At 65.7% G+C, this 24,356-nt stretch carries 22 protein-coding genes; 10 read left to right on the top strand and 12 right to left on the bottom strand.

The features are described from left to right. Nucleotides 1-84: 84 nt before the first annotated feature. Complete coding sequence (locus K7I12_RS06105) at nucleotides 85-684, bottom strand: glycerol-3-phosphate acyltransferase (RefSeq protein ID WP_231663440.1); 600 nt, start codon at nucleotides 682-684, stop codon at nucleotides 85-87. Nucleotides 685-780: 96 nt separating this feature from the next. On the opposite strand from K7I12_RS06105, the gene folB reads away from it, so the two are divergent. Both folB and folK read left to right on the top strand, forming a co-directional pair. Next, nucleotides 781-1,137: a dihydroneopterin aldolase gene (gene folB / locus K7I12_RS06100; protein WP_031382404.1), complete on the top strand. Its 357-nt coding sequence runs from the start codon at nucleotides 781-783 to the stop codon at nucleotides 1,135-1,137. After that, on the top strand, nucleotides 1,134-1,652 hold the full coding sequence (gene folK, locus K7I12_RS06095; RefSeq protein WP_031382403.1) for a 2-amino-4-hydroxy-6-hydroxymethyldihydropteridine diphosphokinase: 519 nt from the start codon (nucleotides 1,134-1,136) through the stop codon (nucleotides 1,650-1,652). Before folB ends, folK begins: the two co-directional genes overlap by 4 nt. 15 nt (nucleotides 1,653-1,667) lie before the next feature. Here the strand turns inward: folK and K7I12_RS06090 are convergent, their stop codons facing one another. The 8 genes from K7I12_RS06090 to K7I12_RS06055 form a co-directional block, all read right to left on the bottom strand. Beyond that, entirely contained in the window at nucleotides 1,668-2,825 is a 1,158-nt protein-coding gene (locus K7I12_RS06090; protein ID WP_031382402.1) for a polynucleotide adenylyltransferase, read from the bottom strand. Beyond that, entirely contained in the window at nucleotides 2,822-3,151 is a 330-nt protein-coding gene (gene glpE, locus K7I12_RS06085) for a thiosulfate sulfurtransferase GlpE (RefSeq protein ID WP_031382401.1), read from the bottom strand. Before glpE ends, K7I12_RS06090 begins: the two co-directional genes overlap by 4 nt. 63 nt (nucleotides 3,152-3,214) lie before the next feature. Next, nucleotides 3,215-4,042 (bottom strand): symmetrical bis(5'-nucleosyl)-tetraphosphatase, encoded by an 828-nt coding sequence (locus K7I12_RS06080; protein WP_031382400.1) that lies wholly within the window; start codon nucleotides 4,040-4,042, stop codon nucleotides 3,215-3,217. Nucleotides 4,043-4,091: 49 nt separating this feature from the next. Continuing rightward, complete coding sequence (apaG, locus tag K7I12_RS06075) at nucleotides 4,092-4,475, bottom strand: Co2+/Mg2+ efflux protein ApaG (protein ID WP_031382399.1); 384 nt, start codon at nucleotides 4,473-4,475, stop codon at nucleotides 4,092-4,094. Next, entirely contained in the window at nucleotides 4,475-5,302 is an 828-nt protein-coding gene (gene rsmA, locus K7I12_RS06070) for a 16S rRNA (adenine(1518)-N(6)/adenine(1519)-N(6))-dimethyltransferase RsmA (RefSeq protein ID WP_031382398.1), read from the bottom strand. Before rsmA ends, apaG begins: the two co-directional genes overlap by 1 nt. 29 nt (nucleotides 5,303-5,331) lie before the next feature. Beyond that, nucleotides 5,332-6,372: a 4-hydroxythreonine-4-phosphate dehydrogenase PdxA gene (pdxA, locus tag K7I12_RS06065; RefSeq protein ID WP_231663438.1), complete on the bottom strand. Its 1,041-nt coding sequence runs from the start codon at nucleotides 6,370-6,372 to the stop codon at nucleotides 5,332-5,334. Then, nucleotides 6,365-7,672: a peptidylprolyl isomerase gene (locus tag K7I12_RS06060; RefSeq protein WP_031382396.1), complete on the bottom strand. Its 1,308-nt coding sequence runs from the start codon at nucleotides 7,670-7,672 to the stop codon at nucleotides 6,365-6,367. The genes pdxA and K7I12_RS06060 overlap by 8 nt, the downstream gene beginning before the upstream one ends. Before the next feature lie 14 nt (nucleotides 7,673-7,686). Beyond that, on the bottom strand, nucleotides 7,687-10,119 hold the full coding sequence (locus tag K7I12_RS06055; RefSeq protein WP_231663436.1) for an LPS-assembly protein LptD: 2,433 nt from the start codon (nucleotides 10,117-10,119) through the stop codon (nucleotides 7,687-7,689). Between the two features lie 164 nt (nucleotides 10,120-10,283). On the opposite strand from K7I12_RS06055, the gene K7I12_RS06050 reads away from it, so the two are divergent. The 3 genes from K7I12_RS06050 (at nucleotide 10,284) to K7I12_RS06040 (ending at nucleotide 12,535) form a co-directional block, all read left to right on the top strand. Further along, nucleotides 10,284-11,342, top strand: a complete 1,059-nt coding sequence (locus K7I12_RS06050) for an aminoglycoside phosphotransferase family protein (protein ID WP_231663434.1) — start codon at nucleotides 10,284-10,286, stop codon at nucleotides 11,340-11,342. Beyond that, on the top strand, nucleotides 11,339-12,016 hold the full coding sequence (gene murU, locus K7I12_RS06045) for an N-acetylmuramate alpha-1-phosphate uridylyltransferase MurU (RefSeq protein WP_231663431.1): 678 nt from the start codon (nucleotides 11,339-11,341) through the stop codon (nucleotides 12,014-12,016). Before K7I12_RS06050 ends, murU begins: the two co-directional genes overlap by 4 nt. Before the next feature lie 99 nt (nucleotides 12,017-12,115). Continuing rightward, nucleotides 12,116-12,535, top strand: a complete 420-nt coding sequence (locus K7I12_RS06040) for an OsmC family protein (RefSeq protein ID WP_031382392.1) — start codon at nucleotides 12,116-12,118, stop codon at nucleotides 12,533-12,535. Between the two features lie 31 nt (nucleotides 12,536-12,566). On the opposite strand, the gene K7I12_RS06035 is transcribed toward K7I12_RS06040, so the two are convergent. Further along, the gene (locus tag K7I12_RS06035) at nucleotides 12,567-14,426 is read right to left on the bottom strand and encodes a glycoside hydrolase family 15 protein (protein WP_331460577.1); all 1,860 of its coding nucleotides are present in this window, start codon (nucleotides 14,424-14,426) and stop codon (nucleotides 12,567-12,569) included. A 346-nt stretch (nucleotides 14,427-14,772) separates the two neighbouring features. Here K7I12_RS06035 and K7I12_RS06030 point away from each other — a divergent pair, with 346 nt between their 5' ends. The 3 genes from K7I12_RS06030 (at nucleotide 14,773) to K7I12_RS06020 (ending at nucleotide 20,837) form a co-directional block, all read left to right on the top strand. After that, on the top strand, nucleotides 14,773-16,572 hold the full coding sequence (locus K7I12_RS06030) for a thiamine pyrophosphate-requiring protein (protein ID WP_231663426.1): 1,800 nt from the start codon (nucleotides 14,773-14,775) through the stop codon (nucleotides 16,570-16,572). Between the two features lie 92 nt (nucleotides 16,573-16,664). Next, a complete protein-coding gene (locus K7I12_RS06025; protein WP_231663424.1) occupies nucleotides 16,665-19,757 on the top strand; it encodes an FAD-binding and (Fe-S)-binding domain-containing protein in 3,093 nt (1,030 codons plus the stop codon). Nucleotides 19,758-19,802: 45 nt separating this feature from the next. Next, nucleotides 19,803-20,837 (top strand): SDR family oxidoreductase, encoded by a 1,035-nt coding sequence (locus tag K7I12_RS06020; protein ID WP_031382388.1) that lies wholly within the window; start codon nucleotides 19,803-19,805, stop codon nucleotides 20,835-20,837. A 164-nt stretch (nucleotides 20,838-21,001) separates the two neighbouring features. On the opposite strand, the gene coq7 is transcribed toward K7I12_RS06020, so the two are convergent. Beyond that, complete coding sequence (gene coq7 / locus K7I12_RS06015; RefSeq protein ID WP_031382387.1) at nucleotides 21,002-21,643, bottom strand: 2-polyprenyl-3-methyl-6-methoxy-1,4-benzoquinone monooxygenase; 642 nt, start codon at nucleotides 21,641-21,643, stop codon at nucleotides 21,002-21,004. Nucleotides 21,644-21,811: 168 nt separating this feature from the next. Continuing rightward, nucleotides 21,812-22,153 carry a histidine triad nucleotide-binding protein gene (locus K7I12_RS06010; protein WP_031382386.1) on the bottom strand — a complete coding sequence of 114 codons (342 nt, stop codon included), beginning with the start codon at nucleotides 22,151-22,153 and terminating at the stop codon, nucleotides 21,812-21,814. A 347-nt stretch (nucleotides 22,154-22,500) separates the two neighbouring features. Here K7I12_RS06010 and K7I12_RS06005 point away from each other — a divergent pair, with 347 nt between their 5' ends. Both K7I12_RS06005 and K7I12_RS06000 read left to right on the top strand, forming a co-directional pair. Beyond that, nucleotides 22,501-23,229 carry an SDR family oxidoreductase gene (locus K7I12_RS06005; RefSeq protein WP_031382385.1) on the top strand — a complete coding sequence of 243 codons (729 nt, stop codon included), beginning with the start codon at nucleotides 22,501-22,503 and terminating at the stop codon, nucleotides 23,227-23,229. 186 nt (nucleotides 23,230-23,415) lie between these two features. Further along, nucleotides 23,416-24,354: an ABC transporter substrate-binding protein gene (locus K7I12_RS06000; protein WP_031382384.1), complete on the top strand. Its 939-nt coding sequence runs from the start codon at nucleotides 23,416-23,418 to the stop codon at nucleotides 24,352-24,354. The last annotated feature ends 2 nt before the right edge of the window (nucleotides 24,355-24,356 follow it).

Raw genomic sequence — 24,356 nt, 5'->3', positions numbered from 1 at the left:
CAGGCAGGTATTTGTGGGAGTGAACTTGTTCGCGAGGGGTGGACTCAGCCAGGCCATCGGGACTGAAGTCCCTCCCACGAGGGCTCAGTGCATGCCGCCACCCGGATCGGAGCTACGGCCGAGGCGCCGGATATGCCAGACGTGGCGCACCAGCACCAACAGGGCGAAGACGATCACCACCGCCACGTACTCGCGAGCCAGCCACACGCTCGCCAACGGCGCCAATAGCGCCGCACCCAGCGAGGCCACGGCGGCGGTGCGCACCCGCCAGGCGAGCAGCACCCAGCACAGTGCGCACGCCAGCGCCACGTAGGGCGTCAGCACCAGCAGCACGCCAAAGGCGCTGGCCACCGCCCGGCCGCCCTGCAGGCGATACCAGAGCGGATAACTGTGACCCAGCAGCACGCCGAGCCCGACCATGCCCTGGGCCCAGGGCGGCAGCTCGCCGGCGCGGGCCAGCCAAAGCACCGGCATGCCCTTGGTGGCGTCGACGCTCAAGGTCACCAACGCCAGGCGCGGGCCGTAGAGGCGCAGCACGTTGGAGAAACCGGGGTTGCGCGAACCCCGCCAGCGCGGATCGGCCACCCCCGCCAGGCGGCATACCCAGACCGCCCCCAGCAGACCGCCGCACAGGTAGCCGAGCACGACCAGCATGACGAGTTCGACGACATCGATGAGGGGCATGGCGGCTTCCGTAAAATCGCTCGCGGCAATCCCGGGATTCTGCCACTTTGCTGGCGTACAATCGAAGCCCGACTACCAGCGAAGGACTTTTTGACCGTGGATCGCGTGTTGATCGAAGGCCTGGCCGTGGAGACGGTGATCGGCGTCTACGCCTGGGAGCGCAGCATTCGCCAGCGGCTGGTGCTCGATTTGGAGCTGGCCACCGACATCCGCCCCGCCGCGGCCGACGATGACCTGGCACATACGCTGGATTACGCCGCGATCAGCGCGTGCATCGGCGACTTCGCCGCCCACAGCGCTTTCCAGCTGGTGGAGACCTTCGCCGAGCGTCTCGCCGCGTTGCTGCGCGAGGAGTTCGCCATCGCCTGGCTGCGCTTGAGCGTGCGCAAGCCGGGCGCGGTCGCCGAGGCCAGCACGGTCGGCGTGCGCATCGAGCGCGGGCAGCTCACATGACCCAGGTGGTGGTCAGCATCGGCAGCAACATCGAGCGCGAGCATCACGTGCGGCGTTGTCTCGACGCGCTCGCTGCCGACTTCGCGGCATTGCGCATTTCGCGGGTCTTCGAAAGCGAGCCGGTGGGCTTCAAGGACGGTCGCAACTTCTACAACCTGGTCGCCGCCTTCGACAGCCACGCCTCGGTAGGCGAGCTGCAGGCCTGGTGCAAGCGTCTCGAGTACGCCCACGGGCGTCGCGCCGACAGCCCCAAGTTCAGCCCGCGGCGGCTCGACATCGACCTGCTCACGGTCGGCGAGCTGACCGGCTGCATCGACGGCGTCGACCTGCCACGCGACGAGATCACCACCAGTGCCTTCGTTCTTCAGCCGCTCGCCGAGCTCTTGCCCGACGACCGCCATCCGCGCGACAAGAAACGCTATGCCGATCTGTGGGCAGCCTTCGTACCGGGCACGCAACGCCTGTGGCCGGTGGACTTCGCCTGGCGGGGAACGGTGATCTCGCAGGCCGATTGAGGGCAGCAACCGCGCTCAGCCCAGCGCCTCGGCGATCGCCGCCTGGCGGCGCCGGGCCAGCTCGGCGCCCAGCTCGCCACCGCGCAAGCCCTCGTCGAGCAAGCCTCGCGGTTCGATCCGCGCCCCCGCGCGCCAGCCGCGCGCCAGGCGTGCGGCCAATGCCGGGCATTCATACTCGATCAGCGCCAGCAAAGCCGGCACCCGCTCGCTGCGCCGCCAGCCGTCGATGGCGTTGAGCCAGGCAAGCGTGCGCGCCGCGGCGAGCGGCGCGTCGGCCAGCCATGCCTCGTCAAGCCAGAGCGCGCGGCTCAGCGCCACCTGGCGGGCCAGCTCGCGGTAGGCGTTGGGCACTTTGAGCCGCACGTTAAGCGCTTCGCGGGCGGTCTCGCCGAGGTGTTCGATCAGCCGCGCCCAGCGCCACTGGGTCAATGTCCACGGCGCCGCTGTCCAGCACGCCGCATCGGGCACCGCGCTCAGGCGTGCCAGGGCGTCGTTGAGGGCCGCTTCATCGGCGGTCAGTTCGGGCATCAGCACCGGCAGCGCCGCGCAGTCGTCGAGACAGCCGAAATAGGCCTGCGGCTGCGGTTCGCCGAGCGCTTTCTCGGTTTCGACCCAGATGCGCTCGGCGATCAGGTGGTCGAGTTCGCCGCTCTCGGCCAGCCGGCGCATGAGCGCCTGCGTCTCGTCGGCGACGGCGAAGCCCAGGCCGCGGTAGCGTGCCAGGAACCGCGCGGTGCGCAGTACCCGCAGGGGATCCTCGACGAAGGCCGGCGAGACGTGGCGCAGCCGCCGCGCCTCGAGGTCGCGCTGGCCGTGGAAGGGGTCGACCAGCGTGCCATCGGGGGCCTCGGCCATGGCGTTGATGGTCAGATCGCGCCGCTCGAGATCCTCCTCGAGGGTCACCGCGGGGCTGGCATGGACGACGAACCCGGTATAACCATGCCCGGCCTTGCGCTCGGTGCGCGCCAGGGCGTACTCCTCATGGCTCTCGGGATGCAGGAACACCGGGAAATCGCGCCCCACCGGCTTGAAGCCGCGCTCGAGCATGGCCTCGGGGGTGGTCCCGACCACCACCCAGTCCTGATCGACCACCGGCCAGCCCAGCCGCGCATCGCGCACCGCGCCGCCCACCCGATACACGTTCAACCCGGCGGTATGACGATCGGCGTTCATCGCTCGACGCGGTGCGGGTGGTTGGCTTCCCAGCCGACGAAGCCGCCGTCCAGGCTGTAGACTCGCGTGAACCCCTGGCCGATGAGCCACTCGGCAGCCTGCTGGCTGGAATGACCGTGATAACAGACCACCACCATGGGCTGATCGCCGGGGGCCTGATCGACCAGATCGCCGACCGTGGCGTTGTCGACATGGCAACTACCGGGAATGTGCCCGCGGGAGAAGCTCAGCGGGTCGCGGATATCCACCAGCGTCAGCGGTTGACCGTTATCCAGCCATCCTTCGAGGGTGACGTGATCGAGATGTTCGAAAGTGCTCTGGCTCATGCGCCCTCCCTGGGCAGCGGGTAATGAATGGCGCGCCGGCGATGGCGTTATTGTCAATTCAATTCATTCGCGCGGACGGCAGGGCTCGCTGATCCGCCGGCCGCTGTCGAGATCCAGCGCGGTCAGGCTATTGCCCCATACGCAGCCGGTGTCCAGCGCTTCGGCACGCAACGCCGCGCCGGGGGTGTGGCCTTCGAGCGCCGCCCAGTGGCCGAACAGCACTCGCGGATCGTCCTCGCGCGGGTAACGAAACCACGGCTCGAAGCCTTGGGGGGCGCTATCAAGGCCCTCCTTGGCGGCGAAGTCGAGGGTGCCGTCGGCGGCGATGAAACGCATCCGGGTGAACACGTTGACGATCGCTCGCAGCCGCTCGATGCCCTCGAGCGTATCGTCCCAGCGCGCCGGCGAATTGCCGTACATCCGCTCGAAAAACGCCCCGGCCTGCTCGCCGGCCAGGCAGCTCTCGACCTCGCCGGCCAACGCCCGGGCCCCATCCAGCGACCACTGCGGCAACAGCCCGGCGTGCACCATCAGCGTTCGCGCCGGACTGGCGCTGCCGTCGTCGACCAGCAGCGGCTGATGCTGCAGCCAGTCGAGCAGCGCCTCGCGGTCGGGGGCGTCGAGGATCGCCGCGAGCGTATCGGAGCGCTTCAGGGAGCCGCCGCCGCGCGCCACGCCGAGCAAGTGCAGGTCGTGATTGCCCAGCACCACACGCGCGGCATCGCCCAGCGCCTTGACCTCGCGCAGGCAGGCCAGCGAGCCCGGGCCGCGATTGACCAGGTCGCCGGCGAGCCACAGCCGGTCGCGGCGCGGATCGAACGCCAGACGCTCTAACAGCGCCACGAATTCGGCGTGGCAACCCTGCAGATCTCCGAGGGCGTAGGTAGTCATGGGCCTCCTGCTTGGCGCGGGTAACAATGAATGACTCGATGCGGCGGCGTCAGTGCACCTGGTTGGGCCCGGCCAGGCGGAACGGCGCGATAGCGACCTCGAACGGACGCTGCGCCGCGCTCTCGACGCAGGTATAGGTGCCCTCCATCACGCCGACCGGGCCATCCAGCACCGCACGGCTGGTATAGCGGAAGGTCTGGCCGGGGCCGATCAGCGGCTGCTTGCCGACCACGCCCTTGCCGCGCACCTCCTGGACCTTGCCGCTGCCCTGGGTGATCTTCCAGTAGCGAGCCAGCAGCTGTACCGCCTGCGGCGAGTGGTTGTGCACGGTGATGGTATAGCTGAATACGTAACGCTGTTCGGCCGGCGACGATTCCTCGACCCGATAGTTGGGTTCGACATCGACGCGGATGGCCTCGCTCAGTTCGTCGATCAAGGCGATTCTCCGGCCAGGTGATTGGCGATGGCAACCAGTTCGGCCACGCTCAGGGTCTGCGGACGCCGCACCGGATCGATGCCCAGCGCCGCGAGCGCCTCGCCGGACAGCCGCGTCTTGAGATTGTTGCGCAGCGTCTTGCGGCGCTGGGCGAAAGCCTGGCGCACGACATCGGCGAACAGCGCCTCGTCGATGGCCGGCGACGGCAGTTCGGCATGCGGCACCAGCCGGACGATCGCCGAGTCGACCTTGGGCCGCGGCACGAACGCCTCGGGCGGCACCGTGAACAGCGCATCGATACGGCAGTAATACTGGGCCATCACCGACAGCCGCCCCCAGTCGGCGCCGCCCGGCTCGGCGGCGAGGCGCTCGACGACCTCCTTCTGCAGCATGAAATGCATGTCGGCGATCGCTTCGCGGGCACCGAGCAGATGGAAGATCAGCGGCGTGGAGATATTGTACGGCAGGTTGCCGACCACCCGCAGCGCCGCGCCGTCGCCCTTCAGCGCGGCGAAATCGAGAGCCAGTGCATCGCCTTCGTGAATCACCAAGTCCGGATAATTGAAAAATTGCACACGCAGCCCGGGAATCAAGTCGCGATCGAGCTCGACCACCTCCAGCACGCCGTCGGCGGCCTCGATCAACGGTTCGGTCAGCGCGCCCTGGCCCGGGCCGATCTCGACCAGCCGCTCGCCGGGGCGCGGCGCGATGCTGCGCACGATGCGCATGATCACCCCCGGGTCGCGCAGGAAGTTCTGGCCGAAGCGCTTGCGTGCCCGGTGTTGCGGCGGCTCGGGACGCTGATCGCGGGTAGCTGAAGACATGCGACAGGAATTTCCTTGGGTTGCAGTGCTTATCGGGTGCCCGGCGCGGCCAGCGCCATCTCGGCGGCGACCGTCAGCGCCACGCGCAGGCTGCCGGTATCGATGCGCCCGCTACCGGCCAGGTCCAGCGCCGTGCCGTGATCCACCGAGGTGCGCACGATCGGCAGCCCCAGGGTGATGTTGGCGGCCTGACCGAAGCCGGCGAACTTGAGCACCGGCAAACCCTGGTCATGATACATCGCCAGCACCGCGTCGAGGCCGGCAAGCCGATGCGGGGTGAACAGCGTGTCGGCGGGCCACGGCCCCGCGACGTCGAGCCCCTCGCCACGCAGCCGTTCGAGGGTGGGAATGATGATGTCGAGCTCCTCGCGGCCCAGGTGCCCGCCCTCGCCGGCGTGCGGATTGAGGCCGCACACCGCGATACGCGGCCTGGCGATGCCGAAGCGGCGGCGCAGGTCGGTATCGAGGATGACCAGCACCCGGCGCAGGCCAGATTCGCTAATGGCGTCAGCCACCGCGCGCAGCGGCAGGTGGGTCGTCGCCAGCGCGACCCGCAACATCGCGCCGCCCATCGCCGCGGGCAGTTGCGTGGCCAGCATCATCACCACCGCGTCGATGCCGCAGGCATCGCGCAGGTATTCGGTATGGCCGGTGAAACCGCCGTGGCCGGCCTCGATGATCACCCCCTTGTGCAGCGGCGCGGTGACCATCGCCTGGGCCCGCCCGCTGCGACAGGCGGCAAGCGCCCGGTCGAGCAGTTCAAGCACGTAGTCGCCATTGGCGGGATCCAGCACCCCGGGCGTGACCGGCGCGCGCAACGCGACCGGCCATACCGGCAATACGCCGCGGCGCGGCGCCGGGACGCTGGCCTGCGCCTCGAGCGGTTCGATCGCCACCGCCAGGCCGAGCTGACGCGCCCGCGCGGCAAGCAGCTCGGGATCGCCGATCGCGACGACCCTGACCGGCGCCCGGCCGGCGGGGAACGGGTCTTCGACCGCCCGCATCAGCGCCAGATCGGGGCCGATGCCGGCCGGCTCGCCGGTGGTCAGCGCGAGCAGCGGCTCATTCATCGCCGGAGGGGCTCAACCGCTCGTCGACGTAGGCTTCGGCGCGAAGTTGCTGCGTCCAGGCTTCCAGTTCCTCGTTGACCTTGCGCTGGAACAGCGTGTCGCGAATCCGGCTGCGCTGCGCCTCGCCGCTCACATCGCGCTGGCGGCGATCCTCGACCTGGATCAGATGATAACCGTAACGGGTCTGCACCGGCTGGCTGATCTCGCCCTCCGCCAGCTGATCGGCGGCGTCCTCGAAGGCTGGCACCATCTGACCGGGGCGCACCCAGCCCAGGTCGCCGCCGTTGAGCGCGCTGCCGCGGTCGTCGCTGACCTGCTGGGCGACGCTGGCGAAGTCCTCGCCGGCGACGATACGCTGACGGGTGCGCTCGGCCAGCGCGCGAGCCTGCTCGGCATCACGGTTGGGGTTGGTCTCGATCAGGATGTGGCGGATCTTCTGCTCCTCGACCACCGCCTGCTGCGACTGGTCGCCGCCCTGACGATCGAGCAGCTTGATCAGATGGATGCCTCTGGGGCTGCGCAACGGCTCGCTGACATCGCCGACGCTGAGCTGGCTCACCGCATCGACGAAGGTCGGGGGCAGCTCGGCAGCACTGCGCCAGCCCAGGTTGCCGCCCTCGAGGGCGTTGGCCCCATCGGATTCGGCCGCCGCCACGCTGGCGAAGTCGGCACCGTTCTGGAGCTGGCGCTGGATGGCCTGGATGCGCTGCTGGGCGCTGCGCACCTGGTCCGGCGAGGGCGACTGCGGCAACGCGACCAGGATCTGGCCGAGTTGATAACGCGCGTTGCGGGCGCCGCTTTGCTGCGCCAGGTAGCGCTCGACCTCCTGGTCGGTGACGTTGACCCGGCTGGCGACGCGGCGCTGCTGGAGCTGGCGGATCAGCATCTCGCGGCGAATCTGCTCGCGCACCGCGGCCAGCGACAGCCCCTGGCTTTCAAGGGTGTTGGCGAATTGATCGAGGCTCATGCCGTTGTTCTCGGCCACCGAACGCACCGCCCGGTTGAGCTCGGTGTCGTCGACCGTCAGGTTGGCCTCCTCAGCCATCTGCAGCTGGATCTGCTCGACGATCATGCGATCGAGCACCTGCCGGCGAAGCGTCTGATCGGAAGGCATGGTGATGTTGCGGTTGGCCAACTGGCTGCGGGCCTGAGCGACCCGATCACGCAATTCGCTGGCCATGATGGCGTCGTCGTTGACCACGGCGACGATACGGTCGAGCGGTTGCTCGGCGGCCGGTGCCAGGGCGGGGAAAGCCAGCATCAGCGCCAGGCTCAGCGATGCAAACAGACGTCTGCGCATGAAAACCTCTTCTTTCAGAACGGGGTCGGTTGATAGCCGGGAATAGACTCGGCGAAGATTTCGTCGGTTCCCTGACCGACGCCGCCCAGGCCCTTGAGAACGAAGCGCAGAAACAGCCCGCGATCGGTGTAATCGTCCTCGACGGTGTTGGCGGTGTCGTTGTCCTCGATCCACTCGCGCCAGGCAACTTGAACGCCGAAGCAGCAATCGTTCCATTGCACGCCCGCCAGGGTGTCCAGCGTGCGCGAGTTGGTGTTGTCGTAGGTGTAGCGACCGATCAGATCGAACTTGGCGCCGACCCGGTAAGCGAACGAGGCATCGAACTCCTCGCGGTCGTAGCCCAGCCGATCCTCGGCGTCGCCGGAGGGATCGAAGCCTTCGAGTTCCCAGCGGTAGCCGAGATTGAGCGCGTAGCCCTCGGGATGCCGATAGCGCAGGTAGGCCGCGCTACGCTCGGTGACTTCGCGTTGCTCGTCGTAGAGCCATTCGTAGCGCGTGCTCCAGCGATCGGTGATCTGCCAGTCGAGCTGGGTGGCGATCGGCGAGCGGTCGCGGGTGGCGTCGTACCAGGCCTGATAGTTGTCTTGGCGATCGGGCAGCGCCAGGTCGCCCTCCATGCCGATTACCCGGTCGTCGAGGTAGGCGCTCTGCCCCACCGCCAGCGACAGCCGCTGGCGGCCGCTGTCGTCCTCGAAAAAGCGCGTGCTCAGCCCATAGGAGAGCTTGTTGACGTCACCCACCCGGTCGCTGCCGGAAAAGCGATACGGCGTCCACAGCTGGGCGTAGGAAAACGCCCGCTCGCTGGTGTCGAAGTCGGGGAACTCGCTCTGGTCGCGCGCCGGGGCGTAGGCGTAATACAGCCGCGGCTCCAGCGTCTGACGCCAGGTCTCGTCGAACAGCGCGAGATCGCGCTCGAAGACCAGCCCGCTGTCCACCGAGCTGACCGGCACGGTGCGCGACAGGCTCTCGTCGCGGTCGGTGTCGCGATTGCCGTAGTCGAGCTGGTACTGGGTATACAGCAGTTCGAAGCGCGGCTCGAGATAGCCCCAGCTCGGGTCGTAACGCCAGCCGAGAGCCGGCGCCAGATTCACGCGCGCACCTGTGGCGGACTCACGGTCATAACGCTCGGTATCGGGCAGGCTGGCTTCGTCTATGTCGCGCCAGAAGTAGGTGGCGTTGGAGCGCCACTGTTGATATAAGCCGCTGTCCTGCGACCAGCGGGCGTTGGCGGTCAGGCTGGGCAACCGATAGAACGGCTTGTCGCGGTCGGCGAGCGGGTAATCGAGCTTCTGATAGCCCTGGGCCTTGGCTTCGAGCTGCCAGGTCTGGCCGCTGTAGTCGAGCTCGGCGAAACGCGCCAGGTAATCGGTCTCGCTCTCGGCGAAGGTGCGGCCGAAGTCATCGAAGTAGCGGCCATCGCTGGCAGCGCCATAGCGCAGGTTGTAGCGCAGCCGGGGGTCGAAACGTCCCTGCTGACGAAAATCGAGGTACCAGCGATCTTCGCCCTCGAAGGCATCGTCGTCGTCGTTGGGGTTGGCGCTCTCGCCGCCGCGATCGCTGCTCAGGTAGGCGCCCTCGATCTGGCCCTGATCCTCGCCGAGTAGATAGCGAAACTCGCCGCCCAGCAGTAGGCCGTGATTGCTCAGCCAGCGCGGCGTCAGCGTGGCATCGTAGTTCGGCGCCAGGTTGAAGTAATACGGCTGGGCGTAGTCGAGCCCGTCGCCGGACACGCCGAGGATCGGCCACAGAAAGCCCGACTGACGACGGTCGTCGATGGGAAAGCGTAGCCACGGCCAGTAGAACACCGGCACCCGACCGACCTCGAGCCGGGCATTCTTGGCGGTGCCATAGCCGGCCTCGCGGTCGATGACCACATCGTTGCCGACCACCCGCCATAGCTGGCTGCCGGGCGCGCAGGCGGTGAAACTGGCTTCGCGCAGCCGATAGCGGCCATCCTCGAGACGCGCCAGGGCAATGGCGTCGCCACGCAGGCGCTGATTGTGAAGGACGTAATGGGCATCGTCGATCTGGGCGGCGTCACTGTCGAGCGACAGCTGGCCGCCGCCGCCGCGCACCAGCAGGCCCTGGTCGCGCAAGGTCAGCGGGCCATCGGCGAAAGCCGTGTCGCGGGCCGCGTTGACGCGCACCCGGGACGCCTCGAGCTGACTGCTGCCGCGGCGCAGCAGCACCTCCCCGCGCAGGATGGTGGCGCCCTGAGCGCCGTACTCGGCCTGGTCGGACGCCGAACGCACCTCGCGCGGCGTGTCGCCGGGCGCCAGGCGATACTCGGGCATCACATAGCGCCCCCGGCACACGGCACCGGACGGAGCATCATCGCCCCACGGCTGCCAGTCGAGCTGCGAGGCCGGCAGCGTCTGCGGCGGGGCCGCGTGAGCGCCGCTGGCGGCCAGTCCGGCGAGGGCAGTCCACAACAATCGCTTGCCCATGGGTCCTCTGTCCTTGGCGGTTGGAATCGGTATTATACAGCCCCGGTGCCGCACGTCCTCCTTCGACACCAGGGCGCCAGATCGGCAAGCCCGGTTCGATGACGAGAGGCTGGAAGGAGATCAGCATGCGGCGGCGAACCGACCCCGTCAACCAAGGAGGCCGCATGGCCGACGCGCGACAAACCGACCGCCTCGCCGCCCTGCGCCGCTGGGCCGGCGCACGCCATGCCGCGGATGGCGAACGGCTGCGAATCGAACTGGCCGCCGGCGATGCCAGCTTCCGGCGCTATTACCGGCTGTGGCTGGGCGACGCGCCCACGCGGATCGTCATGGACGCGCCACCCGACAAGGAGGACAGCCGGCCGTTCGTGGCCGTCGCCAAGGCCTGGCGCGAGGCCGGCCTGCCGGTGCCCGCACTGCATCACGCCGATTTCGACAGCGGCTTTCTCGAGCTCGAGGATCTCGGCGATACCCCGCTGCATTTATGCCTGACCGACGATGGCCTGGCCAACGATGCGGGCGACGACGACGCCTATCGCGAAGCGCTGGCACTGCTGGCCACGCTGCAACGCCGCGCGCCGCGCACGGGGCTGCCGACCTACGCCGCCGCGCTGCTTGGCCGCGAGCTCGACCTTTACCCCGACTGGTGCCTCGCGCGGCTGCTGGGCATCGCCCCGCCGCCCTGCTGGCCGAGCGCCCGCGCCCGGCTGATCGAGAGCGCACTGAGCCAGCCACGGGTCGCCGTGCATCGCGACTTCGACGCCATGAACCTGATGCGCCACGCCGGCCAATTGTGGCTGATCGATTTCCAGGATGCCGTCGACGGGCCGCTCAGCTACGACCTGGTTTCGCTGCTGCGCGGACGCTACCGGCGCTTCGCCGAGGTCGACTATGCCGCGTTCATCGAGGCATTCCGCCGCGAGGCGATCAAAGACGGGCGTCTAGCGGATACCATCGGTATCACGACGTTCCGCTATCACGCCGATCTGATGGCGGCGCAACGCTCGCTCAAGGTGCTGGGGATCTTCTGCCGGTTGACCCTGCGCGACGCCAAGCCGGGCTATCTCCAACGCCTGCCGCTGTTTCTCGCCCACCTGCGCGACAGCCTGGCCCCCTGGCCGGCCTTCGGCGAATTGAGCGCCTGGCTGGACAGCGATTTCGCTCCGGCGCTGCACCGTGAGCTGGCACGCCGGGGGTTGCAGGCACGAGGAGTCGCGCCATGAAGGCGATGATCCTCGCCGCCGGGCGAGGCACGCGCATGCGCCCGCTGACCGATCAGTGTCCCAAGCCGCTGCTCGAGGTCGCCGGCAAGCCGCTGATCGGCCATCATCTCGAGCGCCTTGCGGCGCTGGGCATCGACGAGGCGGTGATCAACGTCAGCTACCGCGCCACGCAGCTCGTCGAGGCGTTGGGCGACGGTCGCGATTACGGCCTGACGATCCGCTTCAGCCACGAGGCCGAGCCGCTGGAAACCGGCGGCGGCATCCGCCAGGCGCTGGCGCTGCTCGGCGAAGCGCCCTTCCTGCTGGTCAACGGCGACGTCTGGTGCGCGCTGGCAAGCGCCTGGCTGGCGCCGCTGGGCGACGACCTGGCGCGCCTGGTCCTCATCGACAACCCCGCGCATCGCGCCGCCGGCGACTTCCACCTCGACGCCGCCGGCCGCGTGCACGCAACCGGCGAGCCGCGCCTGACCTATGCCGGCATCGCCTTGATCGACCCGGCGCTGGTCGCCGGCCGGCCTCCCGGCGCCTTCAAGCTCGCCCCGCTGCTGCGCGAGGCCATGGATGCCGGGCGTGTCGCGGGCTGCCATCATCATGGTCACTGGGTCGATGTCGGCACCCCGGCGCGCCTGGCCGGGCTGGATGCCTGGCTGCGCCAGCCCGACGCAATGCGCTGAGCCCGCGCCGGCAAGCTGCTATGCTGTGCGTTGCACTTTATTATTGCCACGCCGATTCACACCTATTCACAACCATCCGTCAGCAAGGATTTGCCCATCATGAAAGCCAGCGTCAAGTGGACCGACGGTCGCCAGTTCGTCGCCGAAGCCGGCAGCGGGCACAGCGTGGTCATCGATGGCCCGCCGGATCACGGCGGCCGCAACACCGGCCCGCGCCCCATGGAAATGCTGCTGATGGGGCTCGGCGCCTGCACCTCGTTCGACGTGCTGGAAATTCTCGAGAAGTCGCGTGCGCCGGTCAGCGACTGCATCGCGGCCGTCGAGGCCGAGCGCGCCGACGGCGTGCCCAGCGTGTTCACCAGGATCCACGTGCACTTCACGGTGAGCGGCAGCGGACTCAAGGAAAAGCAGGTCCAGCGCGCCATCGAGCTATCGGCGGAAAAATACTGCAGCGCCTCGATCATGCTCGCCCAGGGCGGCGTCGCAATGACCCACTCCTACGAGATCGTCGAGGCCTGAACGGCTGGCAACGGCCGCCGGGCCGGCATCGTCAGTTCGACTGACGCGCACGGGCCGGCGGCGGCTTGTGCCCGCGGGACGCATCACTGAAATTGTGCGCGCTATTGACCAACCCCACGTGGGAGAACGCCTGGGGAAAGTTACCCAGCAGGCAGCGTTGGACGGGGTGGTACTCCTCGGATAGCAGCCCCAGGTCGTTGCGCACGCTCAGCAGCTTGTCGAACAGCGCGCGCGCCTCGTCGCGCCGCTGTTGCAGCAGCAACACGTCGACCAGCCAGAAACAGCAGACCAGAAAGGCGCCTTCGCCCTCCGTCAGGTCGTGACGCTTGGCGTCGCTGACGAAGCGGTAGATGAAACCGTCATGCATCAACTCGCGCTGAATCGCTTCGACCGTGGCCTCGATGCGTGGATCGCTGGCCGGCAGGAAGCCCACCAATGGCATCAACAGCAGCGAGGCATCGAGCTCATCGCTGTCGTAATGCTGGACGAAGCTGTTGCGGGCGCGGTTGAAGCCATGCGTGCACACGTCGTCGTGGATTCGCTGGCGCAAGCGCTTCCATGGCTCGAGCTCGCCCTCGAGACCGAAGTTCTCGACCCCCTTGATGGCCCGATCGATGGCCACCCAGGACATGACCTTGGAGTGGGTATAGTGTCGCTGGGGGCCACGCAACTCCCACAGTCCCGCCCCGGGCTGCTGCCAGTGCGCTTCGACGTACTTGGCCAACCGGTACTGGACGCGCCAGAGATCGGCGTCGGGCTCGACACCCTCCATGCGGCTGACGTGCAGGCCGTCCATGACTTCGCCATGCATGTCGAGCTGGAGCTGACGATAGGCGCCATTGCCGATCCTGACCGGACGGCAGCCATTGAAGCCGGCGAGCCAATCGAGCGTGCGCTCGTCGACGCGGCGCTCACCGGCGATACCGTAGATCGGCTGCAGCTTGCCGGGCTCGCCGGCCGCCACCCGCAGCAGCCATTGCCGCCAGGCGCAGGCCTCGTCCCGATAGCCGCAGGTCAGCAACGCATAGAGCGTGAAGGTGGAATCGCGCAGCCATGCATAGCGATAATCCCAGTTGAGTTCCCCGTCGATGCTTTCCGGCAGCGAACAGCTCGCCGCAGCGACCATTCCGCCGGTCTGGTCGTCGGTGAGCGCCTTGAGGGTGATCAGCGAGCGCACCACCGGTTCGCGGAAGGCCTCGTCGACTTCGCAGCGGCCACTCCACTCGGACCACCAGCGCTCGACCTCGCCGAGTAGCAGAAGTGCATCGCGCGGTTCGGGGGCCGGCTGAAAAGAGGCATGCCAAGTCAGCGTGAAGGGCACGCGTTCGCCGGCCGCGACATTGAAGGTGGCATGCACGGTGTCTTCGTCGCAGCGCATCGACGCCGGCGAGCATAGCCGCAGCGCATCGGCGCCGGCAATGGCCGAAACGCCATGGCGGTCTTCCCTCAGCAGCGGGGTGACATCGCCGTAATCGAAGCGAAACAGCGCGTTGCACTCCATGTCCACGCGGCCCTCGCGGCCCTCGACTATCCGCATCAGTTCGACTCTCGCCTCACCCTCACGGCTCAACGGCATGAAGTCGATGACCGCCGCGCATCCCGAGTCGGTTTCGAACAGCGTTTCCAGAACCAGCGTCTCGCCACGATAGCGCCGGGAGCGCGAGATCACCTGTCCCCGGGGAGCGATCTGCCAGTAGCCATTGCTCCGTTCACCGAGCAGGGCGGCGCAGCAGGCATCGGAGTCGAAGCGCGGCATGCACAACCACTCGATGGCGGCGTCGCGATCGATCAAGGCGGCGGTGCGCATATTGCCGATGAAGCCGTAATCTTCGATCCGTTTGGCTGCGGCTTCCATGCAAAAACTCCTTCGAACACAATTGTCTTCATGCACGTTCGCTATTATTACTCGGATAACTCTTCAACGCTCTCCAGCAAACGGCTTCTTAGGGCATAGACGCCGCCCTAATCATTAGGCCCCGCACTCAACTCGGCATATACCGAGGCAGTGCGGGAACCACAGCCATCAGCATAGCACTGCCATCTGCGCTGGGCCTACGTAGCGGGGCGCGCCAATCTTTTTATTAACTTTTGTTATTAATGAATTTTTTTCATTTCTTGAACCCTGCCAATCGTTTTAACTAGCTTCTAGCTTGAATAGACAAGATCGACCAGACCGATGATTAACGATCATCGCTCGGCCTGGTTCATGTAATGAACGTGCATGGAGGCATTTCGACATGAGCAATGAGACGGTCAGTGATTTTCTGCTGAAACGCTTGTCTCAATGGAACGTCCGGCGCATATACGGCTATCCCGGCGACGGCAGTAACGGCATCATGGGAGCGTTCAATCGTGCCGGCGACCAGTTTGAATTCATTCAGACCCGCCATGAGGAAATGGCCGCCTTCATGGCCTGCGCCCATGCCAAGTTCACCGGTGAGGTGGGAGTTTGCACGGCCACCTCCGGTCCTGGGGCCATTCACCTGTTGAACGGCCTTTACGATGCCAAGAAGGATCACCAGCCGGTGGTCGCCATCGTCGGCCAGCAAGGGCGAAATGCCCTGGGCGGTGACTATCAGCAGGAAGTGGATCTGGTCTCGCTGTACAAGGACGTGGCCAACGAGTACGTCCACATGGCCACCAGTCCGGCCCAGGTTCGTCATTTGATCGATCGGGCCATCCGTATCGCGCTTTCCGAGCGCACCGTGACGGCGGTGATCATCCCCAGCGACCTGCAGTCTCAGCCGGCTGTCGAGAAGCCACCGCGTTCGCACGGCAGCGTGCACTCCGGCATTGGCTATGCCCGGCCGCGTGTCGCCCCGCACGAAGACGATCTCAAGCGGGCAGCGGCCGTGCTCAACGAAGGTAGACGTGTCGCGATACTGGTTGGCGCCGGGGCGCTGCATGCGACCGATGAGGTGATCCAGGTAGCGGAAACGCTCGGCGCCGGGGTGGCCAAGGCATTGCTGGGGCGTGCGGCGCTGCCGGACGACTTGCCATTCGTTACCGGCTCGATTGGCCTGCTCGGCACCAACCCGAGCTGGGAGCTGATGTCGAACTGCGACACGCTGCTGATGATCGGTTCCGGTTTCCCGTACTCCGAGTTCCTGCCCGAAGAAGGCCAGGCGCGCGGCGTGCAGATCGACATCGACGGTCGCATGCTGAGCATGCGCTACCCCATGGAAGTCAATCTGGTCGGCGACAGCGCAACCACGCTGCAGGCACTGCTACCGCACCTTGAACAGAAGACCGATCGCTCCTGGCGCGAGCACATCGAGAAGAGCGTCGCCCAGTGGTGGGAGGTGCTCGAGGAGCGCGCCATGGCCGATGCCGATCCGGTCAATCCGCAGCGCGTGTTCTGGGAGCTGTCGCCCAAGCTGCCCGACAACTGCATCCTGACCAGCGACTCCGGCTCGGCGGCCAACTGGTACGCGCGCGATCTGAAGTTGCGCCGCGGCATGATGGCCTCGCTTTCGGGCGGCCTGGCGACCATGGGCAATGGCGTGCCCTATGCGATCGCCGCCAAGTTCGCCCATCCACAACGCACAGTGATCGCCATGGTCGGTGACGGCGCGATGCAGATGAACGGCAATGCCGAACTGGTGACCATCGCCAAGTACTGGCAGCGCTGGTCCGATCCGCGACTGATCGTCATGGTGCTCAATAACCAGGATCTTAACCAGGTGACCTGGGAGATGCGTGTTCAGGAAGGCGATCCGAAATACGAGGCGTCACAGAACATTCCTGACTTTCCTTATGCCGACTATGCCGAGCTGATCGGTCTGAAAGGCATCAAGGTCACCGAATCCGAAGCCTTGGCGGGTGCCTGGGACCGCGCCCTGAATGCCGATCGCCCTGTGGTGCTGGAGGTCAAGACCGACCCCAACATTCCACCGATTCCGCCACACATCAAGCGCGAGCAGGCCAAGGCCTACATGTCGGCGCTGATGCACGGAGACCCGGAGGCACTGGGCACCGTCAAGGCCTCGTTCCGTCAGTTCGCCCGGGAGTTCATTCCCAAGACGCGCAAGCACTGACAACCGGGGTATTTCGATGATGGAAACAGCTATTCCGATCGAAGCGCTTCGGGTGTCGGCCTACAAGGTGCCTACCGAGCAAGGAACTGGCGATGAACGATCTGATAATGAAAACCGCTCCCGCGGCGACCCGGGGCGAGACGCACGCGTACCGTGAGCTGGCCCGTGAACTGGCCGATGCCATCGAGGGCGAGGTGAGCTTCGACGCTGGCAGTCGGGCATTGTATGCCAACGACGCCTCCAACTATCGCCAGCCGCCGATCGGCGTGACGATTCCCAGAACGGTGGACGACATCATCGCCATCCATCGCATCTGTCATGCCCATGGCGTGCCGATCCTGTCCCGTGGGGCGGGTACCAGCCTGTCGGGGGAGACGGTCAACCATGCGGTGGTCATGGATCACTCCAAGTACCTTGACCGGATCGTCGACATCGACACCGAGAGCAAGCGTGTCACCGTGCAACCCGGGGCAATCAACGACAAGGTCAACCAGGCGCTGGGCAAGTACAACCTGGTCTTCCCCCCCGACCCGTCGACACATGAGTGGTGCACCATCGGCGGCAATATCGGCAACAACTCCTGCGGCGTTCACTCCGTCCAGGCCCAATGCTATGGCCACGGCCCACGCACCTGCGACAATGTGCATGCGCTGGACATCCTCACCTACGATGGCGTGCGCATGACGCTCAAGGATGGCTACAGCGAGCAGGAGATCGACGAGATCATCGCCGCCGGCGGCCGCCAGGGCGACATCTTCCTCAGGTTGAAGAACCTGCGCGACAGGTACATCGAGCAGATCCGCCAGCGCTACCCGCAGATCGCGCACATGCCGCGGCGCGTCTCGGGCTACAACCTGGACGACCTGCTGCCGGAACGTGGCTTCAACCTCGCCAGCGCCTTGTGCGGGACCGAAGGCACTTGCATGACGGTGCTGCACGCCACACTCAAACTGACCGATAATGCACCGCACCGCACGCTGATGGTGGTCGGGTTCGACAACGTCGAGGAAGCCGGCGATCACGTGCCGACGATCCTCGAGTCCAGGCCGATCGCCCTGGAAGCCATCGACAAGCGGCTGTTCGATAACGAAGCCACCGAACACATGAACGAGCAAACCCTGGGCGAACTGCCCAGGGGCGACGCCTTCCTGCTGGTCGAGTTCGGCGGCGAGAATTCGGACGACACCGGCGCCCAGGCACGGCGCATGATCGACAAGCTGAAGCACGCCAGCAGCAAGATCGTCGATTACGAAACCATCGATGACAAGGCCAAGGCCGCCAGCTTCTGGCAGGTGCGCAAGGCGGGGCTGGGGGCGACCGCCTTCCCGCCGCCCGAGCAGCAGCCGCACTGGCCCGGCTGGGAAGATTCCGCCGTACCGCCCGACCAGGTCGGCGACTATGTGCGCGATCTCAAGGAGCTGTACAAGAAGTACGATTACGTCGGCTCGATGTATGGCCACTTCGGCCAGGGATGCATCCACTCGCGCATCAACTTCGAGCTGCAGTCGCAGGCGGGCGTCGAGAAGTACCGACGCTTCGCCCAGGAGGCGGCCGACCTGGTGGTCTCCTATGGCGGCTCGCTGTCGGGCGAGCATGGCGATGGCCAGGCGCGTGGCGAACTGCTGGAGCGCATGTACGGCCCGGAGCTGATCGCGGCGTTCCGCGAATTCAAGCGCATCTGGGATCCGGACTGGAAGATGAATCCCGGAAAGGTCATCGACCCCTACCGGCTCGACGAGAACCTGCGTCTGGTCAACTATGCACCGCACCAGGTCGAGACGACCTTCAAGTATCCTGACGACAAGCGCAGTTTCGCGCGGGTAGCATTCCGCTGCGTGGGGGTCGGCAAGTGCCGCAGCGACAGCGGCACCATGTGCCCCAGCTACATGGTCACCCGCGAGGAGAAGCACACCACCCGCGGTCGCGCCCGGCTGCTGTTCGAGATGATGAACGGCGAGATAATCACCGACGGCTGGCAGTCGCAAGAGGTCCATGAATCGCTGGAGCTGTGTCTGGCCTGCAAGGGCTGCAAGAACGACTGCCCGGTGAACGTCGACATGGCCACTTACAAGGCGGAATTCCTGTCGCACTATTTCGCCCCCGGGGCGCATCGGCGGCCACTGTTACACTATGCCTTCGGCTTCATCGACCGCTGGTCGCGGCTGGCCTCGCGGATCCCGGCAGTCACCAACTTCATCACTCAGGCGCCGGGGCTGCGCAACGTGACCAAGCAGGTGGTGTCCATGCCGCGGCAACGCAAGGCGCCGATTTACGCACCGCAGACATTCAAGGCCTGGTTCGCCAAGCGTCCCGTCGTCAACGACCAGGCCACCCCCGTCATGCTCTGGGCAGATACGTTCTGCAACCACTTCTATCCGGATACCGCGCAGGCCGCCACCGAGGTGCTTGAAGCAGCGGGCTACCGGGTAGTGATTCCCCCCGAGGGACTGTGCTGCGGGCGGCCGCTGTACGATTTCGGCATGCTCGATAACGCCAAGGCGTATCTGCAACAGGTGATGTCCACGCTGCACGCGGCCATTGCCGAGGACATGCCCATCATCGGGCTGGAGCCGTCCTGCATCTCGGTGTTCCGCGACGAACTGACCAACCTGTTCCCGGATGATGCCCGCGCCAAGCGGCTGCGCGACAACAGCATGATGTTCAGCGAATTTTTGATCGAGCGCGCCGACTATCGGCCGCCGAAGCTGAACCGCAAGGCGCTGGTGCATGGTCATTGTCACCACAGGGCGGTCATCGGCCTGTCCGCCGAGCAGACCCTGATGGAACGGATGGGACTCGACTATCAGATCGCCGACTCCGGCTGCTGCGGGATGTCCGGCTCGTTCGGCTTCGAAAAAGCCAAGTACGACGTCTCGATCGGGGCCGGCGAACGGGTACTGCTGCCGAAGGTCCGCGAGGCCGACCGGGACACCCTGATCATCACCAACGGCTTCAGTTGCCGCGAGCAGATCGCCCAGACCACGCCGCGCCAGGCGCTGCACATCGCCGAGGTGCTGCGCATGGCGCTCGATCAGGCGCCGGAGGCACATACCGGCCTGGCGGAGGGCGAGATCGTTCGTCGCCGCCGACAGGCCCGGCGGCATGCCAACCAGCGTGCCGCGCTGATCGCCGGCAGCGTGGCGGCGGCCGGGCTGGCGCTATGGAAACTGAGCCGCCGTCGCTGAGATCCAGGGTAACGAAACCCAGTATGGCGTACACAGGGACGTGAAATGAACGCACACCACAGGTACCAGGAAATCGTCGTGATCACCGGCGCCGGCGCCGGCCTGGGCCGCGCCACGGCGCGGGAATTCGCTCGCCACGGCGCTCATCTCGGGTTGATCGGGCGCGACGGCCATCGCCTCGAGGCGGTACGCAGCGAGGTCGAGGCGCTGGGCGCCCGCACGGTGGTGGTCAGCGCCGACGTCGCCGACGCCCGGCAGGTCGAGGCCGCCGCCGAGTGCATCGAGGCCGAGCTCGGCCCCATCGACATCTGGATCAACGGCGCCATGACCACGGTGTTCGCGCCGCTGCACGCGATGAGCGCCGAGGAGTTCAAGCGGGTCACCGAGGTCACTTACCTGGGCAATGTCAACGGCACCCTGGCGGCGCTCAAGCGCATGCGAGCCCGCGACCGCGGGACCATCGTGCAGGTCGGCTCGGCGCTCGCCTACCGGCCGATTCCGCTGCAGACCGCCTATTGCGGCGCCAAGCATGCCATCAAGGGCTATACCGAAGGGCTGCGCTGCGAATTGCTCAACGAGGGCAGCCGCGTGCATGTCACGCTCGTCGAGATGCCGGGGCTGAATACGCCGCAGTTCGACTGGTGCCGCAGCCATCTGCCCAAGCGCGCACGGCCGGTCGCCCCGGTCTACCAGCCCGAGGTTGGCGCACGCGCGATCTACTGGGCAGCCCACCATCGCCGGCGCCAGCTCTACGTCGGCGTCTCCTCGCTGCTGACCATCTGGGGCAACAAGCTCGCGCCGGGACTGATGGACCGTTACCTGGCGCATAACGCCGTCGACGGCCAGCAGACCGGCGAGCCGGAAGATTCGAGTCGCGCCGACAACCTGTGGCAGCCGGTCGCCGGCGACCGGGGCGCCCGGGGGCGTTTCAACGCCGAGGCCCACTCACAAAGCGCCCAGCTATGGGCGAGTACCCACCGTGGCGAGATCGGTTTCGCCGCGGGCGCCGCGCTGCTGCTCGCCGGCGCCCTGTTGGGCGGTCGCAAGCGCCGTCGTCGCCCACTATTGAGCCGGCGGTGACTGAGTGGCCACCGAGCGGCACAGCCGCTCGGCGAGTGGCGATCCGGCATCGGCCTGCAATGCGACCGGGCCGCCACGCGCCATGGCCTCGTGAAGTGCGGGACTGAGTCCCTCGGCGATGGCCCAGCAAGCGGGTGTGAATCGCTTTGCTCATCGCTGGCCGCTCAGAATCGATAGACGCTGCGGGTCATTACCTTCGACATCCACGACATGCCCCACTTGACCGGCGCCGGGAACCGCGTGCCGCCGGCTTCGAGCGCCCAGCGCGCATGGTGGGCCTCGTCCTCGCGCATCTGCTCGAGCACCTCGCGGGAGCGCCTGTCGCCGCGCGGCAACTGCTCGAGGTGCGCGTCGAGATGCTTGCCGACCTGCTCCTCGGTGGCATTGACGAAGCCCAGGCTGAGCCGATCGCCGACCGCGCCGGCCAGCGCGCCCATGCCGAACGAGGCGGCGTAGAACAGCGGGTTGAGATAGCTCGTTCGTCCGTCGAGCTCGACCAGTCGCGCATCGCACCAGGCCAGGTGATCGATCTCCTCCTGCGCGGCCTGCTCCATCTGCGCACGGGTGTCGGCCAGCTTGGCGGTCAGCCCCTGGCCCTGATAGAGCGCTTGGGCGCATACCTCGCCAGTATGGTTGATGCGCATCAGCCCGGCGGCGTGGCGGCGCTCGAACTCATCCAGCGACTCGTCACGGGTAGCACCGGCGGGCGACGGCCGCGAGGGTTGGGCGGCATGCGGCACCAGGGTGCGCAGCACGGTATCGAACTGGTGGATCAGCTGATCGCGGCGTGTCAGCTTGCGAAGCATGGCGGTTTCCTCGATCGATAAGGCAACATGAGGGAAACATGAGGGCGGCGTGGCATCAATCGGCGTCATGACGAGACGGGCCGCACGCGACGCACGGTCGTGAACGGCCCGGTATGCCCCGTTGGAGACGCGCGCTCTGAAGATCGCGACTCGTGCGCCGATCGCCGGCTACCCAGCCGGCCAGGTAAAGCGGCGGCCGCCCAGCAGGTGCATGTGTATATGATAGACCGACTGGCCGCCATCTTCATTGCAGTTCATCACCACGCGATAGCCATCGTCGGCGAAGCCGAACTCGCGGGCCAGCTTGGCGGCGGTGTACTGCAGCCGGCCGACCAGGGCCAGATCGCCCTCCTCGATGGCGTTCAAGGTGGCGATGTGCTTCTTGGGCACGATCAACACATGGCGTGGCGCCTGCGGGTTGATGTCGTTGAAGGCCAGCACGTGGTCGTCCTCGTAGACCACGTCGGGCTCGATCTCGCGCTTGATCATCTTGCAGAACAGGCAATTCATGATTGGCTCTCATAAGGCTGGCAACAAAGGAAGGAACCTTGGCTGGTTCTGAGGGTAACCCTTCCCGCTAATATTGTCAGGCTGCGACACCCTTCGAGATCATCGCTAATTCAGCACCCAACGGCGCTAGACATTGGTCGAATCGATATTGCCCTCCTTGAGGGTGTTGCCTAACATCTATAAATGTTGACGTTAACATTACTTATAGCGTCAGCATGAAATAGTTCGTTAGTTAATAGTATAAAGACGAATCTGGCCCGGCCTGCAGCGCCGAATGACGGCTCTGACCGGTAAGAAAGCGAACTGTCTCGGCTACGGGGCGGCGAGCCAAATAGGGAGAGAACTAAATGGCGAATGATTTGACTGGCAAGGTGGCAGCCGTAACCGGAGCGGCATCGGGCATCGGGCTAGCCAGCGTAAAAGCAATGATTTCCTCGGGCGCCCGTGTGGTGCTTATCGATCGCGACGAGTCCACCCTTGAGTCGGCCTGCAAGGAACTCGGCGAGGCCGCAATGCCGCTGGTTATCGACCTGCTCGACCCGCAGGACTGCGCGACGCTGCTGTCACGTGTCCTGGAGAAGGCGGGTCAGCTCGACATCTTCCACGCCAATGCCGGCAGCTACATCGGTGGCGACTTGATCGATGCCGACCCAGACTCGATCGACCGAATGGTGAGCCTTAACGTCAGTGTAGTGATGAAGAACGTCCATAATGTCCTGCCACACATGATCGAGCGTGGCACTGGCGACATCATGGTAACGAGCTCTGTAGCCGGGCATTTTCCCGTCCCCTGGGAGCCGGTCTACGCCTCCTCAAAGTGGGCCATGACCAGCTTCGTCCAGACCGTGCGCCGCCAAGTCCTCAGGCATGGCATCCGTGTCGCCTCGGTCTCGCCCGGCCCCGTCAACAGCGCCCTGCTGGCCGACTGGCCCGAGGACAACCTGCGAAAGGCCAAGGAGTCGGGCAGCATCATCGAACCGGCCGAGGTAGCAGATGCCATCCTGTATATGCTGACCCGCCCTCGCAACGTAACTATTCGTGACATGGTGGTCCTGCCAAGCAATTTCGACATGTAGATAGCACACCCGGCAGCAGCTCCATCGATTTCTACCAATTGGGCTCACAAGATGACTAGACATTGGTCGCAGGGCCATTGACTCGCTTCTTGGGGCTTACTAGCCTTCAAAATGTTGACGTTAACATTTTGGCAGTATCTACAATTACCTATCCCAAATGTGACAAGAACAAATCTGGAGCCAAACATGAAAATCCCCGAGTTGACAGTACACGCCCGCAAGACAGCCCTCGCCACCGCCTGCGTAAGCATGCTGGCTACGGGCACTGTGGTGGCAGATGAGGATACTCTGACAATCGGTATGTCCTTTCAAGAACTCAACAATCAGTATTTTGTGACCATGCAGAAAGCGCTCGAGAGTGCTGCTGAAAGCATAGGGGCCGAAGTTATCATCACCGATGCCCGCCATGACGTCGCCAAGCAGGTCAGCGATGTCGAAGACATGATCCAACGGGGTGTCGACATCCTGCTGCTCAACCCAGCTGATTCTGTCGGCGTCGAGACGGCAGTATTGGCCGCCAAGGAAGCCGGCGTCACCACCATAGCAATCGATGCCCAGGCCAAAGGGCCAGTAGATGGCTTCGTGGGCTCCAAGAACTACGACGCCGGCTACAAGTCATGCGATTACCTGGCTCAGAAACTCGATGGGGAAGGCCAAGTGGCCTTGTTGGACGGTATTCCTGTCGTACCGATCTTGCAGCGCATCGATGGCTGCACCGCCGCGCTCGGCGAATATTCCGGCATCGAGATCGTCGACAAGCAGAACGGACGCCAGGAGCGCGCCCAGGCCATGACAGTGACCGAGAATATCATCCAAGCGAACCCGGATCTGGACGGCATTTTTAGCGTCAATGACATCGGCTCACTCGGCGCCTTGGTTGCCATAGAAGCCAGCGGTAAAGACATAAAGCTAGTCAGTGTAGACGGTCATCCCGAGGCTATTAGCAAGATCCAGGAGGCCAATTCACCGTTCATAGCCACCTCGGCTCAGTACCCCCGCGATATGGTACGCCTGGGGCTCGGTCTCGGTCTGGCCAAATACTGGGGCGCCAGCAACGTTCCTGCGGAAATCCCAATTGACGTGAAGCTGATCGACCGCGAAAAGGCCGCCGACTTCAGCTGGTAACC

The organism is Halomonas sp. IOP_31 (assembly GCF_021151495.1).
Lineage (GTDB): Bacteria > Pseudomonadota > Gammaproteobacteria > Pseudomonadales > Halomonadaceae > Modicisalibacter > Modicisalibacter zincidurans.
The sequence above is the reverse complement of the archived record's forward strand: the minus strand, read 5'-3'. Positions and strand labels throughout refer to the sequence as shown.

What these genes read in the sequence shown, in the direction of transcription:
- K7I12_RS06105 (WP_231663440.1), bottom strand. Translation starts at nt 684, where the DNA reads ATGCCCCTCATCGATGTCGTCGAACTCGTCATGCTGGTCGTGCTCGGC.
- folK (WP_031382403.1), top strand. Translation starts at nt 1,134, where the DNA reads ATGACCCAGGTGGTGGTCAGCATCGGCAGCAACATCGAGCGCGAGCAT.
- K7I12_RS06090 (WP_031382402.1), bottom strand. Translation starts at nt 2,825, where the DNA reads ATGAACGCCGATCGTCATACCGCCGGGTTGAACGTGTATCGGGTGGGC.
- glpE (WP_031382401.1), bottom strand. Translation starts at nt 3,151, where the DNA reads ATGAGCCAGAGCACTTTCGAACATCTCGATCACGTCACCCTCGAAGGA.
- K7I12_RS06080 (WP_031382400.1), bottom strand. Translation starts at nt 4,042, where the DNA reads ATGACTACCTACGCCCTCGGAGATCTGCAGGGTTGCCACGCCGAATTC.
- rsmA (WP_031382398.1), bottom strand. Translation starts at nt 5,302, where the DNA reads ATGTCTTCAGCTACCCGCGATCAGCGTCCCGAGCCGCCGCAACACCGG.
- pdxA (WP_231663438.1), bottom strand. Translation starts at nt 6,372, where the DNA reads ATGAATGAGCCGCTGCTCGCGCTGACCACCGGCGAGCCGGCCGGCATC.
- K7I12_RS06060 (WP_031382396.1), bottom strand. Translation starts at nt 7,672, where the DNA reads ATGCGCAGACGTCTGTTTGCATCGCTGAGCCTGGCGCTGATGCTGGCT.
- K7I12_RS06055 (WP_231663436.1), bottom strand. Translation starts at nt 10,119, where the DNA reads ATGGGCAAGCGATTGTTGTGGACTGCCCTCGCCGGACTGGCCGCCAGC.
- K7I12_RS06050 (WP_231663434.1), top strand. Translation starts at nt 10,284, where the DNA reads ATGGCCGACGCGCGACAAACCGACCGCCTCGCCGCCCTGCGCCGCTGG.
- murU (WP_231663431.1), top strand. Translation starts at nt 11,339, where the DNA reads ATGAAGGCGATGATCCTCGCCGCCGGGCGAGGCACGCGCATGCGCCCG.
- K7I12_RS06040 (WP_031382392.1), top strand. Translation starts at nt 12,116, where the DNA reads ATGAAAGCCAGCGTCAAGTGGACCGACGGTCGCCAGTTCGTCGCCGAA.
- K7I12_RS06030 (WP_231663426.1), top strand. Translation starts at nt 14,773, where the DNA reads ATGAGCAATGAGACGGTCAGTGATTTTCTGCTGAAACGCTTGTCTCAA.
- K7I12_RS06025 (WP_231663424.1), top strand. Translation starts at nt 16,665, where the DNA reads ATGAACGATCTGATAATGAAAACCGCTCCCGCGGCGACCCGGGGCGAG.
- K7I12_RS06020 (WP_031382388.1), top strand. Translation starts at nt 19,803, where the DNA reads ATGAACGCACACCACAGGTACCAGGAAATCGTCGTGATCACCGGCGCC.
- coq7 (WP_031382387.1), bottom strand. Translation starts at nt 21,643, where the DNA reads ATGCTTCGCAAGCTGACACGCCGCGATCAGCTGATCCACCAGTTCGAT.
- K7I12_RS06010 (WP_031382386.1), bottom strand. Translation starts at nt 22,153, where the DNA reads ATGAATTGCCTGTTCTGCAAGATGATCAAGCGCGAGATCGAGCCCGAC.
- K7I12_RS06005 (WP_031382385.1), top strand. Translation starts at nt 22,501, where the DNA reads ATGGCGAATGATTTGACTGGCAAGGTGGCAGCCGTAACCGGAGCGGCA.
- K7I12_RS06000 (WP_031382384.1), top strand. Translation starts at nt 23,416, where the DNA reads ATGAAAATCCCCGAGTTGACAGTACACGCCCGCAAGACAGCCCTCGCC.